Genomic DNA, 26,888 nt, shown 5'->3' on the forward strand with positions numbered 1-26,888 from the left:
CAGTTACGGCTGGCTATAGTGAGAAATGGTGTACTTGAGCCGGGTGTTATTTTTCCCGAGTTTTCTGGCAATGTTGCTTTTGTACGCCCCGATGGTTTTTTCACTTTTTTGTGATGCTCCAGCGATTTGAGTCAATGACCAACCCCGGGCAAGCATCATCATTACGTTAAATTCGTTTGCTGTGATTTTGTTATTTATTTCTTTGATACTACGTGGTTTTTTGTTTTGTGATATGCGCGTCACGGCAAGCAGTAACCGATCAAGGCTGGCGTCTTGATCGAGGAACAGCATGTTTTTCCCGCAAACGGTTTGAAAAATAGAAAAAGTAGCTTCATCTGCCAAAACAATAATTTTTGTGGCAGGGCGTAAAGCCATGTTGCGGATAATCCTGGCATATTTTAAAACATCTGAGTTGTCAGGATTAATAATGATGCAATCCATTTCATAAGGGATTATGTTGACGGCAGAAAGCGTCTGAGAGGAGTAGTACGCGATATCAATATATAATGATGAACCACGTAGGATTTCACGCATGCCTAGCCAGGGATAAATTGATTCACCCAAAAAAATAGCCTTAGACATAACGATCTCCTTGAAATTTTGGTGCAGGCGGTCGCCTCTTTTTTTAGTCTAAAAAAAGAGTTTCTTGCGACGCATGAAATGTTAATTAAATCTCGTATGACGTTCTTTGGTGTGAACGCATCCTTATTTATTGCAGATTCAACAGATATTTTCTGTATTAATTTGAATCATTAACTATTCTTAAAGTAGATATTACACTTTGTTAAAATTTAAGATAAATCGTTTATTTCAGCTCTGAGTAAATGATTGATAGATTTCGCTTATGGATCACGCGAATAATGTTTCAGCCATTTCTATAAAGACAGGGTATTCCTATTTATACTGGAGGGGATTTATATGAAAAATCTTATATTTCAAACAGATAACCATTCTTCTTAATGGGACTATTGGCAGGTAGGAGAATTCTTAATCAAGGCCAGGATAAAGAGAGAGGGAGAGCGGTGGGAGAGAGAAATATTGTCTTATTTGCAGTTATCGACCTAAAATTCGAGCATTTAAGGTGATAACTCTGACCTATCTTAATAACTAAGCATTTTGTGCTATTTTTGTCATTTAGTGCTTAATCTTCAAATCTCGCTTGAAGATGTTATATTTTCTGCTCGCTATCGCTGATAGCGCTTAGCCCGCCAACAGCTCCTGCTCAACCTGTTGCACCTGTTGTTCCAGCGTATTGCGGATTTCAGTAAGCGCCCGTTGTTGATCGGAGAAGTAAGCCTCTTTATCCGTCACGGAGGTGGCAAGGCGCCAGGCGTTCTCAGCTTCCAGTTCGGTAATCTCTTTGAGCAGTGCGTTAATTTGTTCTCTGAGCTGCTGTATTTTGCTGCGTAAATGCTGCAGATCGTTCAATCGGTCACTCGCCATCATCGGTTCGAGGCCGCTTTGCAATTGAGTCAGTAGCGCCCGAACGGCAGCAAGGTCGGCATTCTGGCGCGCCTGGTTAAGCTGCACCATCATCTGATGCGCTTTCTCTTTCAGATCGTCCGCCACCACGTCCGGATGACAAAGACGGCTGGCCTGACGCCACAGGCGTTTTAACTCATTACGCTCTTCAGAAGAAAGTCGTTGGTCACGGCTAAAACGATGTTGCGCATCCTGCTGCTGCTCCTGATATTCATCATATTCATGGCTGGCTTCTTCCTGTGCCTGACGGGCTGCGCTGTCGTCCTGGCGAGAAAAGTCGTTTTCCAGCTCACGAATCTCCGCCAGCAGGGCGGTAATAAGCTCCGTTTGTTGCTGAATTCGTTGACGTGTTTCCACCGATTCGCGCGAATCTGAATTCTGGTTCATCCAGAGCTGCTTAAGCCTGGCCAGTTGATCAACGGCCTGGGAAATATAGTGCTGGCAGGATTGATAGTCTTGTTCCCGGCGTTTTCGCTCCGCTTCCTGTTTGCGCTGGGCGCTGGCGGCGAGCTGTTTACGCAACTCGAGGATCCGGCTCATCAGCGGCCCAAGGCGAAGATGATACAGATCGTTGAAATCATCGAGGATTTGAATGCGCGTGTTGCGCTTATCGATCAGGTCACGCAGCTGTGTTTCGAGCGCTTTTAGTTCCAGTTTACTGGCGGCAATGGCAGGATCCTGCCACGTTGAGACTGCCCGTTGAGATTGCAGCCAGGCCGTGATTTCACGTAGGGCATCACTAAAGCGCCGTGCTTCGAGCGCCTGAACGATGGCGCCTGGCAAGACTGACATAGGCTCATTTTTCAGATGATCTACCTGCTGGAAAATAATCTCCTCATCTTCCAGTTCAATAGCGCTTTTGACGATTTCCAGTCGTTTGATGATCTTATTCATGACAGTCGTTGCCTGGCCTGGCTCAAAAACGAGTGGCTGAAACACAGCGGGTTCACCCGTTTGAAAATGTTAGAAAAACAGTAAAGCGCATTCTGTGGCCTGCGATGCCTTTTCGTCCAGAATAATTCACTGTAATTATGAACAAACGCAATGCCACGGGCACAGCGGGTCCTTATTGCGCCTTGCGACAACCAGGTTGAAATGTTAAAAGAAGCCCCTTCAATAAAAACGACACAGGGGAAGGGCGTGAAAAACGCGTCAACTGCATCTGACACCAGCGTGTCTGATGCCGCGTCAACGAATGAGCCGACGCTTCAGCGGGGGTTGCAAAACCGCCATATTCAATTAATTGCGCTGGGCGGCGCAATTGGTACCGGCCTGTTTTTGGGCATTGGCCCGGCTATTCAGATGGCGGGACCTGCGGTGTTACTGGGTTACGGCGTTGCCGGGATCATCGCTTTTTTGATTATGCGTCAACTGGGCGAAATGGTGGTGGAAGAACCCGTTTCCGGATCGTTTGCCCATTTTGCCTATAAATACTGGGGACCGTTCGCGGGTTTTCTGTCCGGCTGGAACTACTGGGTGATGTTTGTGCTGGTTGGCATGGCGGAACTGACCGCGGCTGGGATCTACATGCAGTACTGGCTGCCCGATGTCCCGACCTGGATTTGGGCCGCGGCATTCTTCGTGATCATCAACGCGGTTAACCTGGTCAACGTACGTCTGTATGGCGAAACGGAATTCTGGTTTGCGCTGATTAAAGTGCTGGCCATTATCGGCATGATTGGTTTTGGCGTGTGGATGCTGTTTTCCGGTCACGGCGGGGAACATGCAAGCATTGATAACCTGTGGCGTTACAACGGCTTTTTTGCCACCGGCTGGAACGGGTTGATCCTGTCGCTGGCGGTGATTATGTTCTCCTTTGGCGGACTTGAGCTTATCGGGATTACTGCCGCAGAAGCGCAGGATCCGCAGAAAAGCATTCCAAAGGCGGTAAACCAGGTGGTGTACCGTATTCTGCTGTTTTACATCGGTTCTCTGGTGGTGCTGCTGGCGCTGTACCCGTGGGTGGAAGTGAAATCCAACAGCAGCCCGTTTGTGATGATCTTCCATAATCTTGATAGCAACGTGGTGGCTTCAGCTCTGAACTTTGTCATTCTGGTGGCTTCGCTGTCGGTATATAACAGTGGCGTCTACTCTAACAGCCGTATGCTGTTTGGTCTCTCTGTCCAGGGGAACGCGCCGAAGTTCTTAACCCGCGTCAGCCGTCGCGGCGTACCGGTGAATTCACTGATCCTCTCCGGTGCTATTACGTCTCTGGTCGTACTGATCAACTATGTCCTGCCACAAAAGGCCTTTAGCCTGCTAATGGCGCTGGTTGTGGCGACGCTGTTGTTGAACTGGATTATGATCTGCCTGGCCCATCTGCGATTCCGGGCGGCGATGCGTCGTAAGGGACGTGACACGCAGTTCAAAGCGCTGCTGTACCCGGCAGGGAACTACCTGTGTATTGCTTTCCTTGGCATGATTCTGGTGCTGATGTGTACGATGGACGATATGCGCCTGTCAGCTATCCTCCTGCCGGTGTGGATCCTGTTCCTGTTCGTTGCCTTCAAACTGCTGTGTCGTAAGTCCCGCTAAGTTTCTACCGATCCCATCGTCAGGATGGGATCGGATCTTCTCTCAATGTTTATCGTGACCGCTCTCGCAATTTTGCCTTTGCTGGCAGGATCTTTGTTTTGTAATCGATTACTTTTCTATTGAATCTATTTTGTAATCGATTACTTTTTAAAGGTGAGGCAAAAAATGGTGTCAACAACCGAAAGTAGTGGAAAACAGAACGTACAGTACCGGCTGCTGGTACCCCGGCTGTCGCTAATGATGTTCTTACAGTTCTTTATTTGGGGAAGTTGGTCCGTCACGCTGGGGCTGGTGATGAGCCAGCACAACATGTCGCTGCTGATTGGCGATGCGTTTTCAGCCGGGCCCATTGCCTCTATTCTGTCGCCGTTCGTCTTAGGGATGCTGGTAGACCGCTTCTTTGCCTCGCAAAAGGTGATGGCGGTTATGCACCTTGCAGGCGCGGCGATCCTCTGGTTTGTTCCGCAGGCATTGGTGGCGCAAAACGGTGCGCTGTTGATTGGTCTGCTGTTTGGCTACACGTTGTGCTACATGCCAACGCTGGCGCTTACCAACAACATTGCTTTTCATAGCCTGTCGGATAAAGACAAAACTTTCCCGGTGGTGCGGGTGTTTGGCACCATTGGCTGGATTGTCGCGGGGATTTTTATCGGCGTAACCGGAATCTCGGATACTACCGGCATCTTTACGCTGGCGGCGGTTATTTCTGTGATTCTGGCGCTCTACAGCCTGACGTTGCCCAACACGCCCGCACCGGCGAAAGGACTGCCGGTAAAAGTGCGCGATCTGTTTTGTGCGGATGCTTTCGCCTTACTCAAGGTTCGTCACTTTTTTGTCTTCTCGCTCTGCGCGACGCTTATTTCTGTACCGTTGGGAACCTATTACGCATATACCGCGTCGTTTCTGGCTGATGCGGGCGTTGGCGATGTCAGTACGGCGATGTCGTTTGGTCAGATGTCTGAAATTTTCTTCATGCTGGTGATCCCGTTCCTGTTCAGGCGTCTGGGCGTGAAATACATGTTGTTAATCGGGATGTGCGCCTGGTTTGTGCGCTACGCATTCTTTGCCCTCGGCATCAGCGAAGAGGGCCGATTCCTGCTGTATCTCGGCATTCTGCTGCACGGCGTGTGCTACGACTTCTTCTTCGTGGTCGGCTTTATTTACACCGATCGTATCGCCGGGGAGAAAGTTAAAGGTCAGGCGCAAAGCATGATCGTTATGTTTACCTATGGGATCGGTATGCTGCTTGGTTCGCAAATTTCAGGCGCACTTTACAACCGTCTGGTGGCGGGGCAAACGGTGCCTCAGGCGTGGACCACATTCTGGTGGATCCCGGCAGTGGCTGCCGCAGTGATTGCCGTGATTTTCCTTTTCTCTTTCAAGTATGACGACAAAGAGCAGGCGTAATTTTCAGGAGGGGTTATGAAAACCATCAAGGGGCCTGGCATTTTTCTGGCGCAATTTATCGGGGATCGCCCCCCATTTAACACCCTGGAAGGCGTGGCAAAATGGGCGGCGGAGCTGGGCTATAAGGCATTACAAATCCCGTGTAATCACAAGTCTTTGTTTGATGTCGAACAAGCAGCCAGAAGTCAGGCCTATTGTGATGATATTCGTGGGATGCTGGCCGGGCATGGGCTGGTGATTAGCGAACTATCTACCCATCTTGAAGGCCAACTGGTTGCCGTCCATCCGGCTTACGATGACGCTTTTGACGGATTTGCTCCGCCATCTGTACGCGCTAATCCGCAGGCCAGGCAGGCGTGGGCCATCGAAACCCTCCACCAGGCCGCTGCGGCTTCGCAAAGGCTGGGGCTGACGGCGCATGCTACGTTTTCAGGTTCGCTCGCCTGGCCCTTCTTTTATCCGTGGCCACCGCATAACCGTCAGCGCTTTGAAGAGGCTTTTCTGGAGCTGGCGCGCCGCTGGAGGCCCATTCTCGATCGCTTTGATCATCATGGGGTGGATGTTTGCTTTGAAATCCATCCCGGTGAAGATCTGCACGATGGCGTAACGTTTGAGCGCTTTCTGGCGCTGGTTAATCATCATCCTCGCTGCAACATTCTCTATGACCCGAGCCATCTGTTATTGCAGCAGATGGATTACCTTGGGTTTATCGATGTTTACCACTCGCGCATTAAAGCGTTTCACGTCAAGGACGCTGAGTACCACGCCAGTAGCCGCAGTGGTGTCTATGGCGGTTATCAGCCGTGGCTCGATCGCGCTGGGCGTTTCCGTTCCCTGGGGGACGGTCAGGTCGATTTCAAAACCATCTTCAGCAAGCTCACGCAATATGATTTCCCTGGCTGGGCGGTACTGGAATGGGAGTGTTGCCTGAAAGACGCGCAAACCGGGGCGCGTGAGGGGAGTGATTTTATACGCCGCCATATTATTCCGGTTTCTTCACGCGCATTTGATGATTTCGCCGCTGGCGATGAGGTACGCAAATGATACAGGTTGGCATTATTGGCAGCGGTTTTATTGGGCCTGCACATATCGAGGCGTTGCGTCGACTCGGCGGTGTGAACGTGGTGGCGCTCTGCGATAGCTCGCTGGCGGTTGCCCAGGAACGTGCAGATGCTCTTCATATTCCTCACGCGTACGGCAGCGTTGAGGCGATGCTGGCGCATCCCGGACTGCAGGTGGTGCATAACTGTACGCCGAATCATCTGCATGCCGACATCAATCGGCAGATTTTACGCGCGGGTCTGCACGTGTTTTCAGAAAAGCCGCTGTGTATGACGCCTGATGAGGCTCGTGAACTGGAAACGCTGGCGGAGCAGGGAGGAGTGGTGCACGGGGTGAGCTTTGTCTATCGTCAGTTTGCGATGGTACAACAGGCTGCCAGCATGGTCAGGCGCGGTAGCGTAGGGCGTCTGTTTGCTGTCCAGGGGAGCTATTTGCAGGACTGGATGCTGCTGGAAACTGACTACAACTGGCGGGTCGATGCCAAACAAGGCGGCAACTCACGGGCGGTAGCGGATATCGGTTCCCACTGGTGTGACACGGTGCAATTCGTCACTGGAAAACGTATTGTCGAGGTGATGGCCGATCTGGCTATCGTCTGGCCGGTACGAAAAGCCAGCATCGCCAGTAACGCTACGTTTGGCCAGCAAACGGCTGACCTGCAATTTGAGAATAAAGCGGTGACGACGGAAGATTGTGGATCGGTGCTGGTACGTTTTGACGATGGTAGCAAAGGCTGCTTTAGCGTTTCACAGGTGAGTGCCGGGCGCAAGAATCACCTGAGCTTTGAAATTAACGGTAGCCAGAGTTCACTGCACTGGGATCAGGAAACGCCGCAACAGCTTTGGATCGGGCACCGTCAGCAGGCGAACCAGATCCTGACGGATGACCCAGGATTGATGAATGCGGATGTTGCTGCCAGTGCGCACTTTCCGGGTGGGCATATTGAGGGCTGGCCGGATGCGTTCAAGAATATGATGCAGCAGTTCTATCAGGCGGTGCAGGCAGGCAAAATGCCCGCGACGGCGGAGCGTCGATTTGCGTCATTTTCTGATGGTGCGGATGTGATGTATATCATTGATGCGATTATAAAAAGCCATCAGCAGCAGCGCTGGGTATCAGTGCAGCGCTAAACACGCACCCGGTTCGCCGGGCAGTGATTTTATGGTAGCCTCAACGTAAAGCCTAAACCGCAGGACTTGTCGTCGTTATGTCTATTCAAAAAATCGCCCAGCTTGCCGGTGTGTCGGTGGCGACGGTATCGCGTGTGCTGAATCACAGTGATACCGTCAAAGCCAAAAATCGCGAGCGCGTGCTACAGGCTATTAAAGAAAGCAATTATCAGCCCAACCTGCTGGCTCGTCAGCTGCGTACGGCACGCAGCTCGATGATTCTGGTGATGGTTTCCAACATTGCCAACCCTTTTTGTGCAGAGGTTGTTAAAGGCATTGAAGAAGAGGCGGAAAAGAATGGCTATCGCATTTTGCTGTGTAATTCCGGCTCGGATACCGCCCGCTCAAAATCGGCGCTAAAGTTGCTGTCTGGGAAAATCGTTGATGGCATTATCACCATGGATGCATTCTCAAAATTACCGGAACTGACCACGCTGATTGGCGACGCTCCCTGGGTTCAGTGTGCGGAATATGCGGATAAAGGCGCGGTTTCCTGCGTAGGGATTAACGATGTTGACGCTGCGCAGTCGGTAATATCTCACCTGGTGGAAAAGGGCTATCGACGCATTGCGCTGATCAATCATGATCTGAGTTATAAATACGCCCGGTTGCGCGAACGCGGCTATAAAGCGGCGCTGCATGCGCTGTCGCTTGAGTATCAGGCCGTAGAATACGCCAGCGAGTTAAGTTCCAGTGCAGGAATTGCGGCGATGAAAACATTGCTTGCCGCAGAGGTGAAACCCGACGCGGTGTTTGCCGTATCGGACACGCTGGCCGCTGGCGCGATGCGTGCTATTCTCAATGTCGGATTACAGATCCCGCAGGATATCGCCGTCGTGGGCTTCGACGGTACGGAACTGGCAGAAATGGTTTCCCCACAGCTTTCGACCATTGAGCAGCCCTCGCGGGATATAGGCCGCAAAGCGGTAGGATTGCTGCTGAATAAAATAGAAAATCCTGACGCGCAGACGGAAAGGGTGATGATGGACTGGCGCTATATTTCACGCGCCAGTACCTGAGCGTTAGCGTTGAAATGCGCCTGACAGTGCGCGAATATCATTTCCGGTGGGTGATTGATGAATGCGCAAGCCAAATTCTTCGATCACGGCGAATATATGGTCGAAAATATCAGCCTGAATACTTTCATATTCCAGCCAGACCACCGTATTGGTAAAAGCATAAATTTCGATCGGTAAGCCGTGATCGTCTGGCGCAAGCTGGCGCACCATTAACGTCATATCTTTGCGAATCCGCGGATGATGACGCAAATATTCGTTCAGATAGGCGCGGAAGGTGCCAATATTCGTCATCCGACGGTGGTTTAATACCGATTCAGGCGCATCTAACTGCTGATTCCACTCGTCAATTTCCTGATGGCGCGTGGTCAAATACGGTTTCAGCAGGTGCGCTTTATGCAGCCGCTGACGCTCATCCTCATCAAGAAAATGAATGCTGGTGGCATCAATGCTGATGCTGCGTTTAATGCGTCGCCCACCGGAAGCCGACATCCCACTCCAGTTTTTAAATGAGTCCGATACCAGTGACCAGGTTGGGATAGTGGTGATGGTGTTATCCCAGTTACGCACTTTTACGGTGGTTAAGCCAATATCAATCACCGCGCCATCTGCGCCGTATTTAGGCATTTCCAGCCAGTCACCCAATTTCAACATATCGTTGGCTGAAAGCTGTATTCCGGCCACCAGCCCGAGGATCGGATCTTTAAACACCAGCATTAACACGGCGGCCATGGCACCCAGACCGCTTATCAATATTGCCGGTGACTGACCAATCAGCAGGGAAATCATCAATATTCCGACGACAATAGCGCTGATGAGCTTGATGCCCTGAAATATGCCTTTTAGCGGCAATTGCGATGCGGCAGGGAATTTTTGCGACAGATTGAGAATGACGTCCAGCAGGGAAAACAAGGACAACAGGGCGTACATCATGATCCACAGCTGTGCGCAGGTTACTAATATTTCTGCTGCTTCACTGCCTTTCTGTAACCAGAGTGCGGCCTGTATATTGACAATGATACCCTGCAGGGTGAATGCCAGCCGATGAAATAACTTGTTCTGCGTGATGATTTGTAGCCACAGGCGGGAGCTGGCGTTGGCGCGCTTTTCAAATGCGCGTAATACCACCCAATGCAAAATAACGTGAACAATAATGGCGGTGATAAAAATAATGCCAAAAATCATCACCAGTGAGGTGGTGTGATTTATTTCAATGCCGAGTTCTTCTACCTGAGATATCAATTCCTGCATAACGTCTCCTTAATAAACAGCGGTCTATGATGACCGCTGTGTAGAGCTTATGCAAATGCGGGGATTAAACTTCCGTCAGTGTTGTTTCCAGCGGCAGACGAGATTTTGGCAGCGCGGCGTTGAAATCTTCTACGCTGTGATGACCCACCGGGACCACAACTACGCTGGTGAAACCTTTTTCTTTCAGGCCAAATTCTGCATCCATGACCGCCGCATCGAAACCTTCGATCGGCACCGCATCCAGACCCATCGCCGCCACGCCCAGCAGGAAGTTACCGACGTTCAGGTACACCTGTTTTGCCATCCAGTGGTTGTCATCTTTCAGCTCTTTGCGATGCATGTCGGCAAAGAAGGTGCGGCCTTTGTGGTTTGCGGCTTTGGCTTCAGGGGTGGCGAAACGGCCATCGCGATCTTCTTGATCCACCACGCGCTCCAGCCAGGCATCGTCCATCGCCGTTTTGGCGCAGAACACCACGACGTGGGAAGCATCCAGCATTTTACGTTCGTTGAATACAAAACCGCCGGCTGCGGATTTCGCCACGCGCGCTTTACCTTCGTCAGTGCTGGCAACGATAAAGTGCCACGGCTGAGAGTTGGTGCTGGACGGACTAAACTGCAGCAGCGTTTTTAATTTTTCGGCCTGCTCAGCGGTCAGTTTTTTATTCGGATCGAATGCCTTAGTGGAGTAACGTTTTAAGGCGACAGAAACAATATCCATAACTACTCCTGGTGATTTTTCATACCCTGCGGGTGCGTTTTGTTTCAGCAGGGTACAGGGTTAGCAAGAAAAAGATAAGACAGGAAAATGCAAAAACACTTATCGGAGTTAACGATAAATCAACCTGGACGCAGGCGTTTTTGATCCCGCTTCGCCAGGCCGTCTACGACGCGATGCCATGAATCATTTACCAACTCCGTCAGTAATGACTCGGTAATGTCGTCGCCTGGGTAGACCGATATCCAGTGCTTTTTATTCATGTGATAGCCGGGTTCAATGCTGGGGTAGATCTGCTGGTTTAACAGTGACTTTTGCGGATCGGCTTTCAGGTTAACCAGCGGGCGTCCGCGAAGCTCTGAGACCAGCATAAAAATTTTGCCGCCGACTTTGAAGACATCGTATTCCGGGCCGAATGGCCAGCAGTGCTCGGTAAAAGGCAGTTCGAGCGCAAGGCGCTTTGCACAGGCATGTAAGGTCTGGCCGTCCATTATTTTTCCTCACGGGTGAGTGCGCGCCACATCGCCTCAAATCCCATCGAAATATATTCTTTTGCGCGAGCCGCGTCGCGGGCGGCGAACTCCATGGTGGTCTCTGCCAGAGAAAGAAACAGCGCGTCGCCAAAGGCGCGATACTCGTCAGACATAAACTCAGGTCGTACGGAGCGATGACAAAGATCGCGCAGTTCCGGGAACATATCGTCAGCCTTCTGTTCCGTTTCTTTGCTGATTTTCTCGCTGACGGCCAACTGGCGAATCGTGCGATGCCCGCAGGTATGGTTCAGGCCCCAGCTAATGTAGCTGTTCCAGATGTAGTGAGTCATGGTTTTGGCATCGGTCACCGATCGATCCAAATTTGCCATCATCGACTGACAAAGGTCTTGCTTCAAAAAGAGGTAAAGCTCGTTGATCAAATCATCTTTGGTCGCGAAATAGCGAAACAACGTCCCCTCCGCAACCCCTGCATTGCGGGCTATCACGGCGGTAGATGCCGCAATGCCTGATTGTGCAAATGCTGTGGTTGCAGCTTCCAGTAATGCCAGTTTTTTGTCTTCACTCTTCGGACGAGCCACTACACTTTACCCTTAAGTCTGTAAAAAACATGATTGAATCACGGCCTTTGCAGCACCGCAACGGCGAATGTCAAAGATTGAAAATCATCTTGACGGCGAACTTTCGATTTCTATAATGAGTGCTTACTCACTCATAATCAAGAGTCAGTCGCGCAAACCAGCGGAAAGGGGCGCGTTTAAGGTCAGGATATGAAGCGTCTCACAGTTTGTGTGGTTGTTATTATGCTTATTGCCGCAGCTGCAAGTTTACCGTTTGTACTCAATGCCGGGTTTGGTCAGGCCCCGCAAGGGGCACAACTGAGTTTGGTTGAACAGTCACCTCACTATCGTGATGGACAGTTTCATAACCAGGTGCCGACACCGGGCTATACCGGCAACAAAGGCATGCTGGCGGCCTGGTGGGAGTTTCTGGTCGCTAAGCGTGATAATGCGCGCCCGGCGCAGCCGTTACCGCTGGTGGCAACCGATCTCGCCGGACTTTCGCCACAGCAGGATACTCTGGTCTGGCTGGGCCACTCCTCATGGTATTTGCAGCTGGCGGGTCAACGTATCCTGATTGATCCGGTATTTAGCAATTATGCCGCACCGTTTTCATTCCTGAACAAAGCCTTTGCCGGGGATTATCCGTGGACTGCGCAGACGATGCCGGAGATCGATCTGCTCATTATCTCGCACGATCACTATGACCATCTGGATCTCGCCACTATCAAGGCGTTAATGCCGAAAATTAAGCGGGTGATTACGCCGCTCGGCGTAGGGTCGCATCTGCGTTACTGGGGGATGCGCAGCGAGATAATCGAAGAGCGGGACTGGAATCAGTCCGTCAGAGTGACGGATTCACTGATCGTTCATGTGCTGCCTGCTCGTCATTTTTCGGGGCGCGGTATCAAGCGCAACCAGACGCTATGGGCGAGCTTCATGTTCGAAACGCCGGAGCAGAACGTTTATTACAGCGGAGATTCCGGCTATGGACCGCATTTTAAAGCCATCGGTGAGCAGTTTGGCTCGGTTGATTTGGCGATTATGGAGAACGGTCAATATGACCAGGACTGGAAGTTTATTCACATGATGCCAGAAGAGACGGCGCAGGCTGCGGCCGATCTGCATGCGAAAGCCGTGTTGCCAGGGCATGCCGGCCGTTTCGTTCTGGCGAAACATACTTGGGATGATCCTTACAAACGACTGGCGCTTGCCAGCCGTCGTCAGGATTACCGACTACTGACGCCAATGCTGGGTGAACCGGTAATACTGTCCGAACCGGACCAACCGTTTACGGCCTGGTGGCAACAGGCGACTCAATGAATACAGGGGAGAGCATGATGACGATTTCTGCTCAGGTCATTGATACGATTGTTGAATGGATTGATGATAATTTGAATCAGCCATTGCGCATTGATGATATTGCACGCCATGCGGGATATTCCAAATGGCACCTGCAGCGTCTTTTTATGCAGTACAAAGGCGAAAGCCTCGGGCGCTACATCCGCGAGCGTAAGCTGCTATTGGCGGCGCGCGATCTACGCGATACCGACCAGAAAGTGTATGACATCTGTTTGAAATACGGATTCGATTCGCAGCAGACCTTTACGCGAATTTTCACCCGTACGTTCAGCCAGCCGCCGGGCGCCTATCGCAAAGAAAATCATAGCCGAACGCATTAACGGCAAAGGGTTCTCGCGGGCCTAATCCGCCAGCGAGAACCAGCGCCGCCAGATAAAACGCAGTACAAAATATTCAATCACCCCCAGCAGTAAAAACCACAGACAAAACAGCAAAGTATAAAATTGGTTGAGATCCATTAGATGAAAGGTGGCGACGAGTTTTTGCGCCAGCACAATGCCCAGTGAGGGGGCGGGCAGCAGCAGGCAAGACAAAAAAGCCAGCAGCAGGATCCCTGCGGCGGTCATCAGTGATTCAAGCGGGTGTTTCATTGTATTGTTAAACTTGAGTTAAAAAGCCATTGTCCGGGATCTCTGTGGGCAACGCAAACGCCACGCTTACAGCCCGGCCCAAATCTCACAATGTTTTTTCACCAGACCACTCAGAGATCCGCCATCGGCGACAAAATCACGCATGCTCTGCGCTTCATCATGACCATTTTTAACCTGCAGGCGTAAGGATTCAATCGCGCTGGTCGCGCCTACTTTGTCCGCAGAAGCGGCGACATTCTCCAGTAGCCGTAGCGTGTCATCTGACAGGCGGTGCCCATCGCCGGTATTGACGTCGGTGATGATTCCCGCCATGCCAAAGCGGCAGGCCTGAAAACGGTTAAATTTATACAGCAGGTAATCACGCTCCTGGTGCTTGAATGGCCGTTTAGTGAGCAACCAGTGGGCGGTAGCCTGAATAAGTCCCGCCATATTGACTGCGTGTTCAAGGGTTAGCGGAGTGTCCATGACGCGAACCTCTACCGTACCAAAGTGCGGGCTGGGGCGGATATCCCAGTGTAAATCTTTAATGCTATCAATCATGCTGGTGTAAGCCAGTCGACGAAATAACCCCTCAAATTCCTGCCAGTTATTCACCCACGGCATCGGGCCATTATCGGGAAATCCGGAGAAAATATTCAGCCGCGCGCAGGCAAACCGCGTGTCGGACGTCTGCATATAAGGTGAGGCGGCAGAGAGTGCAATAAAATGGGGAACAAATCGCGACAGGCCGTGCAGGAGGTAAATAGCATCATCGCCGTTTGCGCAGCCGATATGCACATGTTGGCCGAATACCGTCGCCTGCTGAATAAGATAGCCAAAATTTTCCAGGTTGCGCCGATAGCGTTCGTCATCGCAGACTTCCTGACGTTGCCATTTTTGAAACGGATGCGTCCCGCCGCCACAGATGGCGAGGTGATGCTCGGCAGCAACCCGTGAGATTATCTGCTGCATGGCGGATAATTCAGCACTCGCCTGGTCGATATTGCGACAAACCCCGGTCGCCATCTCCAGCATACTTTCAGTGATATCGTGCTTTACTTCTCCGGCGGTGAGCTGCGGCTTTACGGCGTCAATCAGTCGGGAAGAGTCCTGGCTCAGGTCGTAGCCCGGAGGATTGACCACCTGCATTTCCAGTTCAATGCCTAACGTAAAAGGGTCAGAAACATGAAAATCGGGTAGGGACATAGTGTTCTCTTCAGCGTTGATTTTTAATCAGTATAGACGCGTCATCTTGCAAGCTGCATATAGAAGGGCCGCTGATTTTCTGTTCGTTGTCAGAAATCCCCCCGCGATGCTTTGAAGGCGAAATGGCCGGTGTTATAACTATTTTTTACTTCGCAACAGGGGTTGAATCGTGCCGGAAATTAATCTTTATGGACAGACCGTCGGCGATATTGTGCCTGACTGGAATGGTGCTGCCGTACTGCCGCGGGAAGAACTTGCAGGGCAATATTGTCGACTGGTTCCCCTGGATGCCGACAGCCATGCCGCCGATCTGTTTGATGCTTACGCGCAGGCGCCAGACGATCGCGACTGGACCTGGCTTGCAAGTTCTCGTCCCACGAGCGTTGAGGCCACAGCTTGCTGGGTAGAGGGCAAATCCACGGATGCATCTCTGGTTCCCTATGCTGTCATTGAACAGCGTTCCGGTCGTGCGGTGGGACTGGTGTGCTTTATGGCGATCGAACGGGAGCATGGTTCGGTTGAAATTGGTCATGTAACCTGGTCACCGCGCATGAAAAATACGGTACTCGGCACCGAAAGCATCTGGCTGTTGCTGCGCCAGGCGTTTGCGTTGGGCTATCGTCGCGTGGAGTGGAAATGTGACTCTCTGAACACGGCTTCCCGTCGGGCGGCGGAGCGCCTTGGGTTTATCTTCGAAGGACGTTTTCGCCAGAAGATTGTGCGCAAGGGGCGTAATCGCGACAGCGACTGGTTATCGATGATTGATAGTGAATGGCCCCAGTGCGACGCTGTTTTGCAGCGCTGGCTGGCTGCCGATAACTTCGATGAAAAAGGACAGCAACGCCGATCGCTGGCGGCGTGTCAGCCGCAGTAGCTCGCTTTTGAAGAATTAACAGTGCACCCACAGTCAGTTATGGCTGCGGGCGCATTTATCATTAGCGTTGATTTATTAACGGGTTTGCCAACGGGTGCGTTCGACGGCTCCTTGCCATTCATGCCAGCGTTTTTGCAATCTCCCATGGCGCGCCATGTTTGGCTGGAACGATACGTGTTCGGGCAGATAATCTCGCAACTGGCTGGTAGATGCACCTTGCAGCTTCTTGCGTGCCAGCAATCCGGCACCGATAGCGGAAAGTTCAGGGATATCGCTGCGCATCACCGGACAGCCCAATAAATCGGCTTGATACTGCATTAGCCAGTCATTTTTTGTTGGCCCGCCATCAACCATTAACGCGCTGAGTCGAAAACCGTTGTGCTGGCGCATCGCTAAAACAACATCGGCAATCTGATAGGTAATCGACTCCAGTGCCGCACGTACCAGATGTGCGCGTTTCACTCCGCGGCTGAGACCGTGAATCAACCCCCGGGCATCTTCATCCCACCAGGGCGCGCCCAGCCCGGTAAGTGCCGGAACAAAATAGACGCCCAGCGTGGAGTCAACCGTGGCGGGCAGCGTATTGAGCTCATGAAGCAGTTGCTCTTCCGGTAATTCGCTAAGACCTGTGCTATCGGCCATCCATGCGACGGCATCTCCCGTATGCGGAATATTACCTTCCAGCCCGTAGACCAGGGTGTCACCGTCATGCCAGGCTATGGTCGTTGCCAGCGCGCTCACCTCGGACTGCGCCGAGAATACGGGTGCCATAACGGAAGATCCGGTGCCATAGGTCGCTTTGACGCAGCCTTCCATACCCAGCCCATGGGCAAAAAGCGCAGCATGTGAGTCGCCAATCATCGCCAGAATAGGGATTCCATCAGGTATCCTCTCCAGACCTTTTGTTACGCCAAAATGGTGGCTGGAAGGGCAAACTTCGGGCAACGCCTGCTGCGGAATACCGAATAGAGCCAACATCTTGTTATCCCATTGTCCGCTGTTGAGATTGAGCAACTGCGTGCGTGAAGCGTTGGAGATGTCGCAACGAAATTCCTCGCCGTGCGTTAAGTTCCACAGTAACCAGCTATCGATGGTCCCGAGACATATTTCCCCTTGCTGTGCGAGCGTCATACCGTTGGGAACTGACTCCAGCAGCCAGCGCATTTTAGAGGCGGAAAAGAGTGGGGCAACGGGTAATCCGGTGATGGATTTTATGTACGCCTCGTGCCCCTGTTCACGTAATGCACGGCAAAAATCGGCCGTGCGCGAACATTGCCAGGTGATAGCAGGGCCGAGAGGGCGACCGCTGGCACGATACCAGCCTATCGCCGTTTCACGTTGATTGCTGATCGCCAGCGCTGCAACGCGTTGTGCGCCGACGCAGGTAATGGCTTGTGCCACAACATCCAGCGATGCGTCCAGAAGTGCATCACCTGACTGTTCAACCCAGCCTTCACGGGGCGTGTGGATCGCCAGCGCGCGGGAGAACTTCGCGACCACGTTTCCCTGACCATCCAGCGCTACGGCTTTGGCATTGGTGGTGCCTTCATCAAGCGCAATAATAATGTCTTTTTGTGCTGACATTGTTTTCTCCAGCCCTTCGGTTTCCCTGAGTATTAGCGATGGAAAAAGGTATCCACCCCGAGATAGCGGGTGAAAGCTTCATGCAGTACCTCTGCGCTGGCGGAATGGTTCATTGCCACGTGATGCTCAAAGCCATTACGACAAATCCAGGCCAGTAGGTTCTCCAGATGAGGCACCTGGATTACCGCTCGGCAGCCGACAGTGTCCAGCGGATCGTCAACCGATAGCCCTTCACCGACGTAGGCTTTGATTTCGCCGGTTAAATCGTCGGTACTCAGGCGGAAGTAGGTCAAGGCACCGCTTTTCATACGACCGTGAACTGCACCACAGGTGTTCTCTTTACCGACGGTGGTACCGATGATATCCGCCGTCCCCATCTTCGGGCTGTCCAGACTGGCTGATGCGAAATTACCGCAGTGAAAAAGAACGCATTTATCACGATCGTCGCCGAAATTATTGTTCCAGTCGGCAATGGATGCTGGACTTAAGTTGCTGCTGGCGAGGGCGTACATTGACAACGCGCCCATCACATCCACTTCGCAGGCACTGGGCATTAACTGCCCGGACATCACGCTCATGATTGAGCACACGTTGATGCCTAAATTTTCCTGCAGCGAGGTCCAGCACTGGATGGCAGTCGTATCAATATCATTAGCGATGACCCATTCGCTGATAACGACAAACAGTTTTGCCATGGTGACCAGTTTGTCGGCTGGAATGGTGCTGGCGTCGGCGTTATCCATCAACAGGCGGCGTTTTTCATCCACCCGGATATCGTCGTCGCGCAGTCGTTTGATGCGGGTAAAGACTTCAGACAGATCCAGTGTTTCAACGGCAATACCCAGTCTTTCGAGCAATTTTTCGCTGTAACGGACGGTATTAAACCCGGCTGGACGTGCGCCGATAGCGCCGACGCGAACTCCGCGCATGCTGGCGACCACGCGACAGATTTGTTCGAAACGTTTCAGGTCTTGTGCAAACACCTCGCCTGACAGGTCGCAGACATGCTGGGTGGTTAGCGTAAACGGAATACCGTACTGGCGCATGTTATTGCACAGGGAGATCTTGCCGCAGAAGCTGTCACGGCGAGTGGCAAGCCCCATTTTATCCAGGTTGTCTTCCTGCGCCTGGATCAGAACCGGGACATCTAAACCGGAAAGTCTCAGCGTTTCCGCTATCGCTTTTTCATCGCCAAAGTTCGGCAGTAGTACCACCACACCGTGAATCTTGTCGCGGTGAGCGCGGAAAAGTTCAGCACAAACTTTCGCATCCTGACGGGTTTCAACACCGCCGAGTTCTGTCTGCGTATCGTTGAGCATAATGGTGTTAATGCCCAGCCGCTCAAAGAGCACGCTGGCTTGTTCGCGGGCTTCAGCAACCAGATAGCTCGGGAAAAATCCCCGATTGCCAATAATCACCGCCATGGTCAACTGATGAGGAATTCGTGACATCGCTTTCTCCAGTAAGTGTTCTGTTGTTGTTATTGTTTTATCGTGTTGCCAGCAACAGTGCGGTGGCGTTTTTCACGACACCCGCCGCGTCAATTTCATGGTGCGCGCGCGTTGCTGCACGATCGGCTGCGATTGCATATTGGCCATCGGCAATCCCCAATCTACGCAGTGGAATGGCACAGCCAGCTTCTGCCAGCACTTCAGCCACCAGACTTCCCACGCCGCCATTAATGTTATGTTCTTCCACGCTAACCACTGCCTTGCAGTGGGTTAAAGCTGCCAGTAACTGTTGGGTATTGCAGGGACGAATTGACGGTACACTGATTACGCTGGCGTCAATACCCGCCTGTTCCAGCACTGTGGCAGCCTCGACAATTTCATGCACAGTTGAGCCCATTGCCACCAGTGCGACATCTTTTCCTTTGCGCAAAATATCGATATTACCCGGCGCGAACTGGTAGTTTTCGTCGTGTAATTCGGGTAAGGCTTTGCCATCCAGGCGAATATAAACCGGACCTATGTGGCTTAAGGCGTAATCGAGAATCTGTCGGCATTCCACCGGACAGGACGGGGCGTAAATCTCAATATTGCCAAAACCGCGTAGCACGGAAATATCATCAATGCTGTGGTGCGTACTGGCGAGCGGTCCGTAGCTGGCCCCTGCGTTCAGGCCAATCAACTTCACGTTGGTATTGTTGTAGCAAATGTCGACTTTAATTTGCTCATTGGCCCGTGAAATCAAGAAGGGCGCAGCGTTACAGGTTACGGCGATTTTACCGCCCAGCGCCAGTCCGGCAGCAGCACCGACCAACGTCTGTTCGGCAATACCCACGTTGACCAGACGACCGGGAAATTCCTTCATAAATGGGGCGATTTTTGCTGTTGATGTTGAGTCAGCCACCACCGGCACAACATCCATTCCACGTTTGACCGCGGCAATTAACGTGTTCACCATGACGGTGGCGAGGTGTTCGCTATTACGCATCTTTCAGTTCCTCCAGCGCCAGTTCAACTTCTTCTCCTTTTGGCACGCGGTGGTGCCATTCCGGGCGGCCCTGGATAAAAGAGATCCCGGCTCCTTTGGTGGTGTGTGCAATGACGACATATGGCTTGCCTTCAGGGGTTAATCCTTCCAGCGTGCGCACTACATCGCTCATATCGTTCCCGCGACACTCTGTGACTTGCATACCGAAGGCTCGCCATTTTTCATCCAGCGGATCGGTGTTCATGATCTCTTTGGTTGATCCGGCAAGCTGGAGGTTATTTTTGTCGTTGATGATAATCAGGTTATCCAGTTTATAGTGGGCAGCGACCAGTGCTGCTTCCCAGTTGCTGCCTTCGGCCAGTTCACCATCACCGGTGACGACAAACACCCGGCGTTTGCTGTTGCTGCGTTTAGCCGCCAGCGCAATCCCTACTGCAACCGGCAGACCGTGACCAAGAGCTCCGGTATTCAATTCAATTCCTGGCGTTTTATGTTTTACCGGATGCCCCGGCAGATGCGAATCAGCGTGTTGATAGGTCGCCAGCCAGTCCACAGGAATAAAACCGGCTTCAGCCAAGACACAGTAGTAACCGCCCACAGCGTGACCTTTTGACTGGATGTAGATATCGCGCTCGTCGCTCTCTTTAATCTCCGGGGAGCAATTCAGGATGCGAAAATAGAGTGCTGTCAGCAGTTCAACCTGCGACAGGTCTGCGCCAGTGTGCCCGCCAGCCGGGCTTTCAGCATTCAACACGATAATGCGGCGACGCACGGCACGTGCTTTCTTTTCTAGCTCTGGTATTGAGAGCGAAAACGGATTCATAAGACACCTCTTGAATGTTTAATCTTGAATGAATAAATATTCCATGTGAGTGCAGTAGTGCAACTGTCTCTCTACCCACTACGTAATCTGCAGATAAAACAGTCAGTCGTTATTGGTTAGAATAAATATTCACTACTGATTTATTATTCATGATTAAAGATATGCCTTGTCTGGCGGTTTGTCTACGGCTTGTGCCACCAAATTTTGGAGAAAAGAGAAAAGGATCACACTAACGTGATAACTGGAAAGGTACTGATGACTTGTTATCTATTCAGGTATGAATAAAAATAACAGGCAGTTTATCAGGGGGAATGCCATGTCAAAGCAAGATGAACAGCGGTTGCTGGTTAAGATTGCCACGCTTTACTACGCCGAAAATAAAAAACAGTCTGAAATCGCCACGCTGCTGCATTTGTCGCAGTCCTTTGTCTCCCGTGCTTTAACGCGTTGTCAGAAAGAAGGGCTGGTGAAAATCACCGTCGTACAGCCGACCAATATCTTTGTGGCGCTGGAAAAAGCCATTGAAGAGCAGTTTGGTATTCGTCAGGCGATTGTCGTGGATGTCGGTGACAACCCCAGCAATACGCAAATTAAGCATGCTATTGGCAGTGCGGCGGCGCATTACGTTGAAACCCGCCTGCGTGCCGAGGATCTGGTTGGAATTTCCTCCTGGAGTAGCACCATTCGCTGTATGGTCGATGAGATGCACCCGCAAAATATCCGTGCGGCGGGGGTGATCCAACTGCTGGGCGGCGTAGGGCCGAATGGTAACGTGCAGGCCACGATTCTTACGCAACAGTTGGCAGCGCACCTTGGCTGTCCGGCCTGGCTGCTGCCTTCACAAAGTATTGAGCATTCGGTTGAAGAGCGTACACGGTTGGTTAACAGCCCTGACGTTGCCGCGGTGGTTGAAAAGTTTGCTAAAGTGGATGTGGCAATTGTCGGTATTGGCGAACTGGAGCCTTCTCAATTGCTGAAAAACTCAGGCAACTACTACAACGAAGAAATGTTGCGACTGCTCGCCGAGCGCGGCGCAGTAGGCGATATCTGTCTGCATTATTACGATGCAGCAGGTAACCCGGTACTCAGCCATGAGGAAGACCCGGTCATCGGAATGGAGCTTTCGCAGATCCGGGAGTGTAACCACGTGATTGCTTTGGCTGGTGGTGTGGAAAAACAGAATGCGATACGCGGGGCATTGCAGGGGAATTATATTGACGTATTGATCACCGACTACCCGACAGCCCGCAGTCTGGTGAAAGGGTGATGTCACGGTGAGTTAAACAATTGACAGCCCCAGGAGGCCCCTGGAGCTGTCTGGTTGTGCATATCAGACTTTTCAGAGGGGATTACTGACTTTCCATCGCCGCCTTTTGTGCTACCACCGCGGCTTTTTGCTGCATCCGGTTTTGCATCTGGTCGATGATGACCGCGACGATAATCACGATACCTTTAATCACCATTTGCCAGAACTCGCTGACGCCCATCATCACCAGACCATCGGCCAGAAAACCAATAACGAAAGCGCCAATCAGCGTGCCTAAAATCGTGCCCCGTCCACCGGCCAGTGACGTACCGCCGAGAACCACTGCGGCAATGGCGTTCATCTCAAATGCCGTACCGTTGGCCGGATGGCTGGCGGAAAGCTGTGCCGAGACCACAATTCCAGCAATCGCGGCACACAGTCCGGATAGGGTATACACCCAGATTTTCACCTGTTTTACTTTTACCCCTGACAGCTCAGCAGCGCGTTCGTTATCCCCGATGGCGTAAACGTGGCGACCAAAGGGTAGACGACGAGCGACGTAAGCAATGACCAGTGCCAGCACAATCATCATCCAGATGGCCCACGGAATCCCAAACAGTGTACCGGCACCAATCTCATCAAAACCGGTATTGCCGAGCTGCGGATTGCCGGAAAGCCCGGGAAAGGTTTGCCCATCGGAGGTCAGCATCGCCGCCCCGCGCAAAACGTACATGGTTCCGAGCGTACAAATAAACGGTGCGACGTTATAGTGGGTGATGATCCAACCATTCCCCGCGCCAATCAGCCCACCAATCAACAAGACGACAGGCACAATCACCCAGACGCTGGGGAAAATTGCGATGCCGAACATTGGCAATACAATGCCTTTAGTGATTAGCCATCCCGCGACCATGCCGCACAGCCCAAGCGTAGCGCCAATTGAGAGATCAATCCCGGCGGTAATAATGACAAACGTGATCCCCAGAGCCAGAAAGGCGTTAATGGCGATATGCTTGATCATAATGACCATGCTGCCGCCAGAGAGAAATCCCGGTACGGTGAAGGCAAAGAACCCGACGATTAAAAACAGTGCAATAAAAGTGCGCAGTTTTAGGATTAGTAGCAGGATATTTTCCCGAGAGAAGGCGACTGTGGAGCGAGGCGCGATGGCGGCAGATTGTAGTGTTTTCATATCAGAACCCCTGAGCACTTGCGGTTACCAGCGCCGATTCTTCGGCACGATCGCGGGCGATATCGGCAGTTAGCTTGCCGCCGGACATCACCAGAATGCGGTCAGAAACCGCCATAATTTCTTTTAAATCTGAGGTGGAGAAGACCACAGCAATACCTTGCTGGGAAAGCTGGACCATCATGCGGAACACATCGGCTTTCGCCCCGACATCGATGCCGCGTGTGGGTTCGTCAAGAAATAGAATTTTGGGATTGGTGAGCAGAGAGCGACCAATCACCACTTTTTGCTGGTTCCCTCCGCTCAGCGCCTGAATTTCAACCTCTGGCGAGGAGACTTTTATCGACAGATTGCCAATTGTGCTGGCGACCACGGCCTCTTCATCTTTGCGGGCAATGGCAAAGCCACGTTGCAGACGCCGCCAAAGGCTGGCAATAGTCAGATTGGTGGCGACGGATGAAATGGGGAAAATCCCTGTGCGCTTGCGATCCTCCGGCACCAGACTCATTCCCATACGGATGCGATCGGCGGTGGTTAAGCGCTGCGGGACCGGTTTGCTGTCGAGCCACAGTTTTCCGAGGTAGTTGCGCTCAGTACCTAACAAGCACTCGAACAATTCGGTTCGCCCAGCCCCCATAAGTCCATAGATACCGACAATTTCACCGGCGTGAACGTTAAAGGTGACGTCATTGACGACTGCGCTGCCAGCGGTATTCACGCAGGTGATATGTTCAGCTTCCAGAACCGGAGCTCCAAACGTGCGGCCGGGTTCGAGAAAGTTGCTTACCGGATCACTGCCCAACATCTCGCGCACAATCCACGGGACATCGATGTCGATAACCTTGGCTTCGGCTTGAAATTTACCATCGCGTAAAATAGTGATCACATCGCCAATTGCCATCAATTCTTCGAGACGATGGGAGATATAGATTATCGACACGCCCTGGCGAGTAAGTTCACGGATCACGCGAAACAGAATCTCGACTTCAGTTTTACTGAGCGCTGAGGTGGGTTCATCAAGAATCAGGATATCTGCATCTTCAGCCAGTGCTTTGGCGATTTCGACCAGCTGTTGCTGCCCTACTTTGAGATTGCCAACCAGGTCGCGCGGTGATATCGGCTGATCGAGCCGGGTTAATAATTCCGCGGTGCGTTTCTCTTGCTCGGCCTCATTAATGGGGGCCATGCCTTTTTGAATCTCCCGACCGAGGAAAATGTTTTCCGCGACGGTGAGGTTCTCAAACAGGTTTAACTCCTGATGCACCATACCAATTCCATGTGCCGCAGCATCCCGGGTGCTGGCAAAGCGCACGGGATTTCCATTGAGCGACATCTCACCGCTACTGGGTTGCTGAACGCCAGCGAGGATCTTCATCAACGTCGATTTCCCCGCACCATTCTCACCAATAATCACATTCACCTTGCCACGCCAGACCTGGTAATCGACGCTGTCCAGCGCAATTGTGCCGGGAAACAGCATTGAAATGGCATGCGTGCGCAGGATGATGTCATCAGCTGAGGTATTGCGCATTAGTGAGCCTCCTGTTCCAGCGTCAGTGCTGCTGCGTTTTCCGCTTTTCCAGCATTCAACGTCACGGCAAACAGCACCGTGGCAGTTTTCCCTTGCCAGCTAGTGTCAACGGCGGGTAACTGTTTCGCCGCTTCACGGTTATAAGCCCGTGACAGTTGGGCAAACTGAACCTGGTTAGTAAAATCTTCAAACTTGAAACCACTGGCATCGCGAATAGCATTGCCACGCATTACCGGGCCAATCTGAATCGTGACGGGCATATCATTGACCCTCACCACGATGGTGTGCTCTCGCCCATTGGTGGTGTCGACGCTATCAATCTGGCTGGTCAGGCGTACAAACACGCTTTCAGGAGCGGGTGAGGGGGCCTTCAGGCGAGTGGTCAGCGCTGAAGCATCCAGAACATGTTGCTGTGCCGCTTCCAGGACGCGGGATTGCCAGGTTTGTTGCGCGATCTGATCGGGAGTCTGGTTGTCGAAACTGGCTTTGGCCTGAGGATCGGCCGGGATAATTGGTTTGCCGTTTTCGTCGAGGTCAACTACCGTACAGGCCGTCAGCAACAGGGTGGCGCATCCAACCAGCGCGGCACCCCATTGTGTTAACGACATAGTGCCTCCGCTTAGTGGCTCAGGTTGAACTTGTTCAGCTTGCTGGCATTGGTTTCGTCAATCAGCACGCAATCCATGAGCTGTTTTTCTTCTTTCTGGGCTTTGCCGTTTTTCAGATAGTAATCCGCCTGCTCAACAGCCATTTGTGCCTGTTGCCAGCCGGGCTGCAGTACTGTCGCTTTAATATTGCTTTTATTAATGATTGAATCGCGGGTGTAGTCGCTGCCATCAAAACCGACCACGATGACATTATTTTTCCCCGCCGCTTTTAGTGCGGCTTCTGCACCCAGCGCCATAGTGTCGTTACCTGAGATCACGCCTACGATATCTGGGTTGGTTTGTAGAATGGCTTCCATTCGGGTAAAGGCTTCGGTTTGGCTCCAGTTTGCCGTCTGCTGGGCTACCATTTTCATGTCCGGATAGTCATCGAGTACATCGTGATACCCCTGCGAGCGTACATGGGCGTTGGTGTCGGATTGACGTCCCAGCAGTTCAACGTACTTCCCTTTTCCGTCCAGTAACCTGGCGAACTTCTCTGCGCCGAGCTGTGCGCCTTGATAGTTATTCGACACGATTTGCGCCACCGCGATGCCGGTTTTATTGATTTCGCGATCGATCAGAAAAGCAGCTACACCCGCTGCTTTGGCTTTTTCCAGCGGCCCTACGGTGGCATCTGCACCCGCATTATCGAGAATGATCGCTTTTGCTTTACGAGCAATAGCAGTCTCAATCAGTTGGTTTTGTTTATTGACGTCATCATCATGAGAGGCAACCAGCGTGGCGTATCCCAGCTCTTTTGCTTTGGCGACTGCACCGTCGGCTTCGGCTTTAAAAAACGGGTTATCGTGAGAAGGGGTAATAATCGCAATCAGTCCGTTGTCGGCAGCATACAGCGAACCCGATGTGGTAAGGATCGAGGCCAGTAATACGGATTTAATCAAGGTCTTGTTCATCTCTTTCTCCACTCTGAATATTTATTCAAATATGATTTATTATTCAAGTTAACGATAAGTCGAGATAATCGAACTGTCTACGATTTGCGCAGCTAATTTCTTAAAAAGAGAAAAGGATCACGATCCTGATGGTGAGAATGGAAATAGCGTCACGATATTTTTATCACGCTGAAACCAATGAACGTTAACTTCTTGATTGCCGAGGTTTGCCGAAAATGACGGCATGATTTGTAATGTTAATTGCTGAGTCGTGAGTGCGGTGATTTTTGCGCTGGTGAAACCTGGTAGCCCCGATGCCTGATTGGAAAACGCCTTATACAGGCTCTCCTTTGCGCTGAATACCAGGGTTAAGGCGAGCGGAAAGGGCAGGCAGGTATGCTGCAAAATCTGATGTTCGTGGTTATCAATAATGCTATCAGCCAGCTCAACTGCGGTTTGTGGTGTAAAAATAGCTTCTATATCCAGCCCAATGGGATGCGTTGATACGACCGCCAGCGCCGTTGTTGCGCTATGGCTGATGCTGCCAAACAGATCCTGCGGCCACAATGGTTGGCGTTGCACACCGATGCCGGGCACGGTTTTGTGGCCAAATTCACACAGTGCGTGGACTGCGGCAATGCGTCCCGCTAAGTGCTCAGCTTTACGCTTACGCCCACTGGAGTGGAGCTGAGTGTGGTGGGGGAGCCAGAGCAGGTCGTGCTCATGGAAAGTGTCGGGATCAAATTCGACAATGTGCAGCGTATGATCTGCGAAAGGGAGCGGGATGTGCGTTGTGTGCATGATTTCTTACGCTTTCCCTCTCCCCGCAGTGAGGAGAGG

At 51.8% G+C, this 26,888-nt stretch carries 26 protein-coding genes; 9 read left to right on the forward strand and 17 right to left on the reverse strand.

The annotated features are described in order from the left end of the window. Positions 1-3: 3 nt before the first annotated feature. Together BZK42_RS08045 and BZK42_RS08050 are read right to left on the reverse strand one after the other, a co-directional pair. Complete coding sequence (locus tag BZK42_RS08045) at positions 4-582, reverse strand: helix-turn-helix transcriptional regulator (protein WP_080858984.1); 579 nt, start codon at positions 580-582, stop codon at positions 4-6. 618 nt (positions 583-1,200) lie between these two features. Next, the gene (locus BZK42_RS08050; protein ID WP_016152164.1) at positions 1,201-2,376 is read right to left on the reverse strand and encodes a coiled-coil domain-containing protein; all 1,176 of its coding nucleotides are present in this window, start codon (positions 2,374-2,376) and stop codon (positions 1,201-1,203) included. A gap of 246 nt (positions 2,377-2,622) precedes the next feature. Here BZK42_RS08050 and pheP point away from each other — a divergent pair, with 246 nt between their 5' ends. The 5 genes from pheP (at position 2,623) to BZK42_RS08075 (ending at position 8,674) form a co-directional block, all read left to right on the forward strand. Beyond that, positions 2,623-4,017: a phenylalanine transporter gene (gene pheP / locus BZK42_RS08055; RefSeq protein WP_032931079.1), complete on the forward strand. Its 1,395-nt coding sequence runs from the start codon at positions 2,623-2,625 to the stop codon at positions 4,015-4,017. 165 nt (positions 4,018-4,182) lie between these two features. Continuing rightward, entirely contained in the window at positions 4,183-5,424 is a 1,242-nt protein-coding gene (locus tag BZK42_RS08060) for an MFS transporter (RefSeq protein WP_016155933.1), read from the forward strand. A 15-nt stretch (positions 5,425-5,439) separates the two neighbouring features. After that, positions 5,440-6,468 (forward strand): sugar phosphate isomerase/epimerase family protein, encoded by a 1,029-nt coding sequence (locus tag BZK42_RS08065; RefSeq protein WP_047358057.1) that lies wholly within the window; start codon positions 5,440-5,442, stop codon positions 6,466-6,468. Beyond that, a complete protein-coding gene (locus BZK42_RS08070) occupies positions 6,465-7,616 on the forward strand; it encodes a Gfo/Idh/MocA family protein (RefSeq protein ID WP_047358058.1) in 1,152 nt (383 codons plus the stop codon). Before BZK42_RS08065 ends, BZK42_RS08070 begins: the two co-directional genes overlap by 4 nt. A gap of 77 nt (positions 7,617-7,693) precedes the next feature. Then, complete coding sequence (locus tag BZK42_RS08075) at positions 7,694-8,674, forward strand: LacI family DNA-binding transcriptional regulator (RefSeq protein WP_080858985.1); 981 nt, start codon at positions 7,694-7,696, stop codon at positions 8,672-8,674. Between the two features lie 3 nt (positions 8,675-8,677). Here BZK42_RS08075 and BZK42_RS08080 read toward each other — a convergent pair whose 3' ends face one another. The 4 genes from BZK42_RS08080 to BZK42_RS08095 form a co-directional block, all read right to left on the reverse strand. After that, positions 8,678-9,922 (reverse strand): mechanosensitive ion channel family protein, encoded by a 1,245-nt coding sequence (locus tag BZK42_RS08080; RefSeq protein WP_016152170.1) that lies wholly within the window; start codon positions 9,920-9,922, stop codon positions 8,678-8,680. A gap of 64 nt (positions 9,923-9,986) precedes the next feature. Further along, positions 9,987-10,640, reverse strand: a complete 654-nt coding sequence (gene nfsB, locus BZK42_RS08085) for an oxygen-insensitive NAD(P)H nitroreductase (RefSeq protein ID WP_047415091.1) — start codon at positions 10,638-10,640, stop codon at positions 9,987-9,989. Between the two features lie 119 nt (positions 10,641-10,759). Beyond that, entirely contained in the window at positions 10,760-11,128 is a 369-nt protein-coding gene (locus BZK42_RS08090) for an MmcQ/YjbR family DNA-binding protein (protein ID WP_016152172.1), read from the reverse strand. After that, positions 11,128-11,709 (reverse strand): TetR/AcrR family transcriptional regulator, encoded by a 582-nt coding sequence (locus tag BZK42_RS08095; RefSeq protein ID WP_053389453.1) that lies wholly within the window; start codon positions 11,707-11,709, stop codon positions 11,128-11,130. The genes BZK42_RS08090 and BZK42_RS08095 overlap by 1 nt, the downstream gene beginning before the upstream one ends. 189 nt (positions 11,710-11,898) lie before the next feature. On the opposite strand from BZK42_RS08095, the gene BZK42_RS08100 reads away from it, so the two are divergent. Together BZK42_RS08100 and BZK42_RS08105 are read left to right on the forward strand one after the other, a co-directional pair. Then, positions 11,899-13,011 carry an MBL fold metallo-hydrolase gene (locus BZK42_RS08100; protein WP_016152174.1) on the forward strand — a complete coding sequence of 371 codons (1,113 nt, stop codon included), beginning with the start codon at positions 11,899-11,901 and terminating at the stop codon, positions 13,009-13,011. A gap of 17 nt (positions 13,012-13,028) precedes the next feature. Next, entirely contained in the window at positions 13,029-13,370 is a 342-nt protein-coding gene (locus tag BZK42_RS08105; protein ID WP_003021996.1) for a RamA family antibiotic efflux transcriptional regulator, read from the forward strand. 21 nt (positions 13,371-13,391) lie between these two features. Here BZK42_RS08105 and BZK42_RS08110 read toward each other — a convergent pair whose 3' ends face one another. Both BZK42_RS08110 and BZK42_RS08115 read right to left on the reverse strand, forming a co-directional pair. Then, on the reverse strand, positions 13,392-13,640 hold the full coding sequence (locus BZK42_RS08110) for a DUF1158 domain-containing protein (protein ID WP_016152175.1): 249 nt from the start codon (positions 13,638-13,640) through the stop codon (positions 13,392-13,394). A gap of 66 nt (positions 13,641-13,706) precedes the next feature. Further along, positions 13,707-14,825, reverse strand: a complete 1,119-nt coding sequence (locus BZK42_RS08115; protein WP_019076232.1) for a YbdK family carboxylate-amine ligase — start codon at positions 14,823-14,825, stop codon at positions 13,707-13,709. Positions 14,826-14,994: 169 nt separating this feature from the next. Here BZK42_RS08115 and BZK42_RS08120 point away from each other — a divergent pair, with 169 nt between their 5' ends. Then, positions 14,995-15,699, forward strand: a complete 705-nt coding sequence (locus BZK42_RS08120) for a GNAT family N-acetyltransferase (protein WP_016152177.1) — start codon at positions 14,995-14,997, stop codon at positions 15,697-15,699. A gap of 75 nt (positions 15,700-15,774) precedes the next feature. Here BZK42_RS08120 and BZK42_RS08125 read toward each other — a convergent pair whose 3' ends face one another. Genes BZK42_RS08125 through BZK42_RS08140 form a run of 4 tightly spaced genes read right to left on the reverse strand, consistent with a single transcriptional unit; the run spans position 15,775 to position 20,542 of the window. Beyond that, on the reverse strand, positions 15,775-17,283 hold the full coding sequence (locus BZK42_RS08125) for an FGGY family carbohydrate kinase (RefSeq protein ID WP_080858986.1): 1,509 nt from the start codon (positions 17,281-17,283) through the stop codon (positions 15,775-15,777). Positions 17,284-17,315: 32 nt separating this feature from the next. Then, complete coding sequence (locus BZK42_RS08130) at positions 17,316-18,734, reverse strand: L-fucose/L-arabinose isomerase family protein (protein ID WP_046275123.1); 1,419 nt, start codon at positions 18,732-18,734, stop codon at positions 17,316-17,318. A 37-nt stretch (positions 18,735-18,771) separates the two neighbouring features. Beyond that, the gene (locus tag BZK42_RS08135; protein WP_016152180.1) at positions 18,772-19,719 is read right to left on the reverse strand and encodes a transketolase family protein; all 948 of its coding nucleotides are present in this window, start codon (positions 19,717-19,719) and stop codon (positions 18,772-18,774) included. Then, complete coding sequence (locus BZK42_RS08140; protein WP_016152181.1) at positions 19,712-20,542, reverse strand: transketolase; 831 nt, start codon at positions 20,540-20,542, stop codon at positions 19,712-19,714. Before BZK42_RS08140 ends, BZK42_RS08135 begins: the two co-directional genes overlap by 8 nt. Before the next feature lie 316 nt (positions 20,543-20,858). Between BZK42_RS08140 and BZK42_RS08145 the strand changes: the two genes are divergently transcribed. Further along, positions 20,859-21,809: a sugar-binding transcriptional regulator gene (locus BZK42_RS08145; protein WP_046275122.1), complete on the forward strand. Its 951-nt coding sequence runs from the start codon at positions 20,859-20,861 to the stop codon at positions 21,807-21,809. Positions 21,810-21,891: 82 nt separating this feature from the next. Here the strand turns inward: BZK42_RS08145 and BZK42_RS08150 are convergent, their stop codons facing one another. From BZK42_RS08150 to entD, 5 genes are all read right to left on the reverse strand, one after another. Next, positions 21,892-22,980, reverse strand: a complete 1,089-nt coding sequence (locus tag BZK42_RS08150; RefSeq protein WP_080858987.1) for an ABC transporter permease — start codon at positions 22,978-22,980, stop codon at positions 21,892-21,894. Between the two features lies 1 nt (position 22,981). Then, positions 22,982-24,508: a sugar ABC transporter ATP-binding protein gene (locus tag BZK42_RS08155; protein ID WP_181632800.1), complete on the reverse strand. Its 1,527-nt coding sequence runs from the start codon at positions 24,506-24,508 to the stop codon at positions 22,982-22,984. Beyond that, positions 24,508-25,116, reverse strand: a complete 609-nt coding sequence (locus BZK42_RS08160) for a DUF2291 family protein (protein ID WP_016152185.1) — start codon at positions 25,114-25,116, stop codon at positions 24,508-24,510. Before BZK42_RS08160 ends, BZK42_RS08155 begins: the two co-directional genes overlap by 1 nt. An 11-nt stretch (positions 25,117-25,127) precedes the next feature. Continuing rightward, positions 25,128-26,069, reverse strand: a complete 942-nt coding sequence (locus BZK42_RS08165; protein WP_016152186.1) for a D-ribose ABC transporter substrate-binding protein — start codon at positions 26,067-26,069, stop codon at positions 25,128-25,130. A 117-nt stretch (positions 26,070-26,186) separates the two neighbouring features. Continuing rightward, a complete protein-coding gene (gene entD / locus BZK42_RS08170) occupies positions 26,187-26,849 on the reverse strand; it encodes an enterobactin synthase subunit EntD (RefSeq protein WP_046275120.1) in 663 nt (220 codons plus the stop codon). Positions 26,850-26,888: the final 39 nt, after the last annotated feature.

The organism is Citrobacter braakii (assembly GCF_002075345.1).
In the GTDB taxonomy this organism is placed as follows: domain Bacteria; phylum Pseudomonadota; class Gammaproteobacteria; order Enterobacterales; family Enterobacteriaceae; genus Citrobacter; species Citrobacter braakii.

Excerpts from the sequence above, each read along its gene's own strand:
- BZK42_RS08045 (WP_080858984.1), bottom strand. The coding sequence starts at position 582 with ATGTCTAAGGCTATTTTTTTGGGTGAATCAATTTATCCCTGGCTAGGC.
- BZK42_RS08050 (WP_016152164.1), bottom strand. The coding sequence starts at position 2,376 with ATGAATAAGATCATCAAACGACTGGAAATCGTCAAAAGCGCTATTGAA.
- BZK42_RS08060 (WP_016155933.1), top strand. The coding sequence starts at position 4,183 with ATGGTGTCAACAACCGAAAGTAGTGGAAAACAGAACGTACAGTACCGG.
- BZK42_RS08065 (WP_047358057.1), top strand. The coding sequence starts at position 5,440 with ATGAAAACCATCAAGGGGCCTGGCATTTTTCTGGCGCAATTTATCGGG.
- BZK42_RS08070 (WP_047358058.1), top strand. The coding sequence starts at position 6,465 with ATGATACAGGTTGGCATTATTGGCAGCGGTTTTATTGGGCCTGCACAT.
- BZK42_RS08075 (WP_080858985.1), top strand. The coding sequence starts at position 7,694 with ATGTCTATTCAAAAAATCGCCCAGCTTGCCGGTGTGTCGGTGGCGACG.
- BZK42_RS08080 (WP_016152170.1), bottom strand. The coding sequence starts at position 9,922 with ATGCAGGAATTGATATCTCAGGTAGAAGAACTCGGCATTGAAATAAAT.
- nfsB (WP_047415091.1), bottom strand. The coding sequence starts at position 10,640 with ATGGATATTGTTTCTGTCGCCTTAAAACGTTACTCCACTAAGGCATTC.
- BZK42_RS08090 (WP_016152172.1), bottom strand. The coding sequence starts at position 11,128 with ATGGACGGCCAGACCTTACATGCCTGTGCAAAGCGCCTTGCGCTCGAA.
- BZK42_RS08100 (WP_016152174.1), top strand. The coding sequence starts at position 11,899 with ATGAAGCGTCTCACAGTTTGTGTGGTTGTTATTATGCTTATTGCCGCA.
- BZK42_RS08105 (WP_003021996.1), top strand. The coding sequence starts at position 13,029 with ATGACGATTTCTGCTCAGGTCATTGATACGATTGTTGAATGGATTGAT.
- BZK42_RS08110 (WP_016152175.1), bottom strand. The coding sequence starts at position 13,640 with ATGAAACACCCGCTTGAATCACTGATGACCGCCGCAGGGATCCTGCTG.
- BZK42_RS08115 (WP_019076232.1), bottom strand. The coding sequence starts at position 14,825 with ATGTCCCTACCCGATTTTCATGTTTCTGACCCTTTTACGTTAGGCATT.
- BZK42_RS08125 (WP_080858986.1), bottom strand. The coding sequence starts at position 17,283 with ATGTCAGCACAAAAAGACATTATTATTGCGCTTGATGAAGGCACCACC.
- BZK42_RS08130 (WP_046275123.1), bottom strand. The coding sequence starts at position 18,734 with ATGTCACGAATTCCTCATCAGTTGACCATGGCGGTGATTATTGGCAAT.
- BZK42_RS08135 (WP_016152180.1), bottom strand. The coding sequence starts at position 19,719 with ATGCGTAATAGCGAACACCTCGCCACCGTCATGGTGAACACGTTAATT.
- BZK42_RS08140 (WP_016152181.1), bottom strand. The coding sequence starts at position 20,542 with ATGAATCCGTTTTCGCTCTCAATACCAGAGCTAGAAAAGAAAGCACGT.
- BZK42_RS08145 (WP_046275122.1), top strand. The coding sequence starts at position 20,859 with ATGTCAAAGCAAGATGAACAGCGGTTGCTGGTTAAGATTGCCACGCTT.
- BZK42_RS08150 (WP_080858987.1), bottom strand. The coding sequence starts at position 22,980 with ATGAAAACACTACAATCTGCCGCCATCGCGCCTCGCTCCACAGTCGCC.
- BZK42_RS08155 (WP_181632800.1), bottom strand. The coding sequence starts at position 24,508 with ATGCGCAATACCTCAGCTGATGACATCATCCTGCGCACGCATGCCATT.
- BZK42_RS08160 (WP_016152185.1), bottom strand. The coding sequence starts at position 25,116 with ATGTCGTTAACACAATGGGGTGCCGCGCTGGTTGGATGCGCCACCCTG.
- BZK42_RS08165 (WP_016152186.1), bottom strand. The coding sequence starts at position 26,069 with ATGAACAAGACCTTGATTAAATCCGTATTACTGGCCTCGATCCTTACC.
- entD (WP_046275120.1), bottom strand. The coding sequence starts at position 26,849 with ATGCACACAACGCACATCCCGCTCCCTTTCGCAGATCATACGCTGCAC.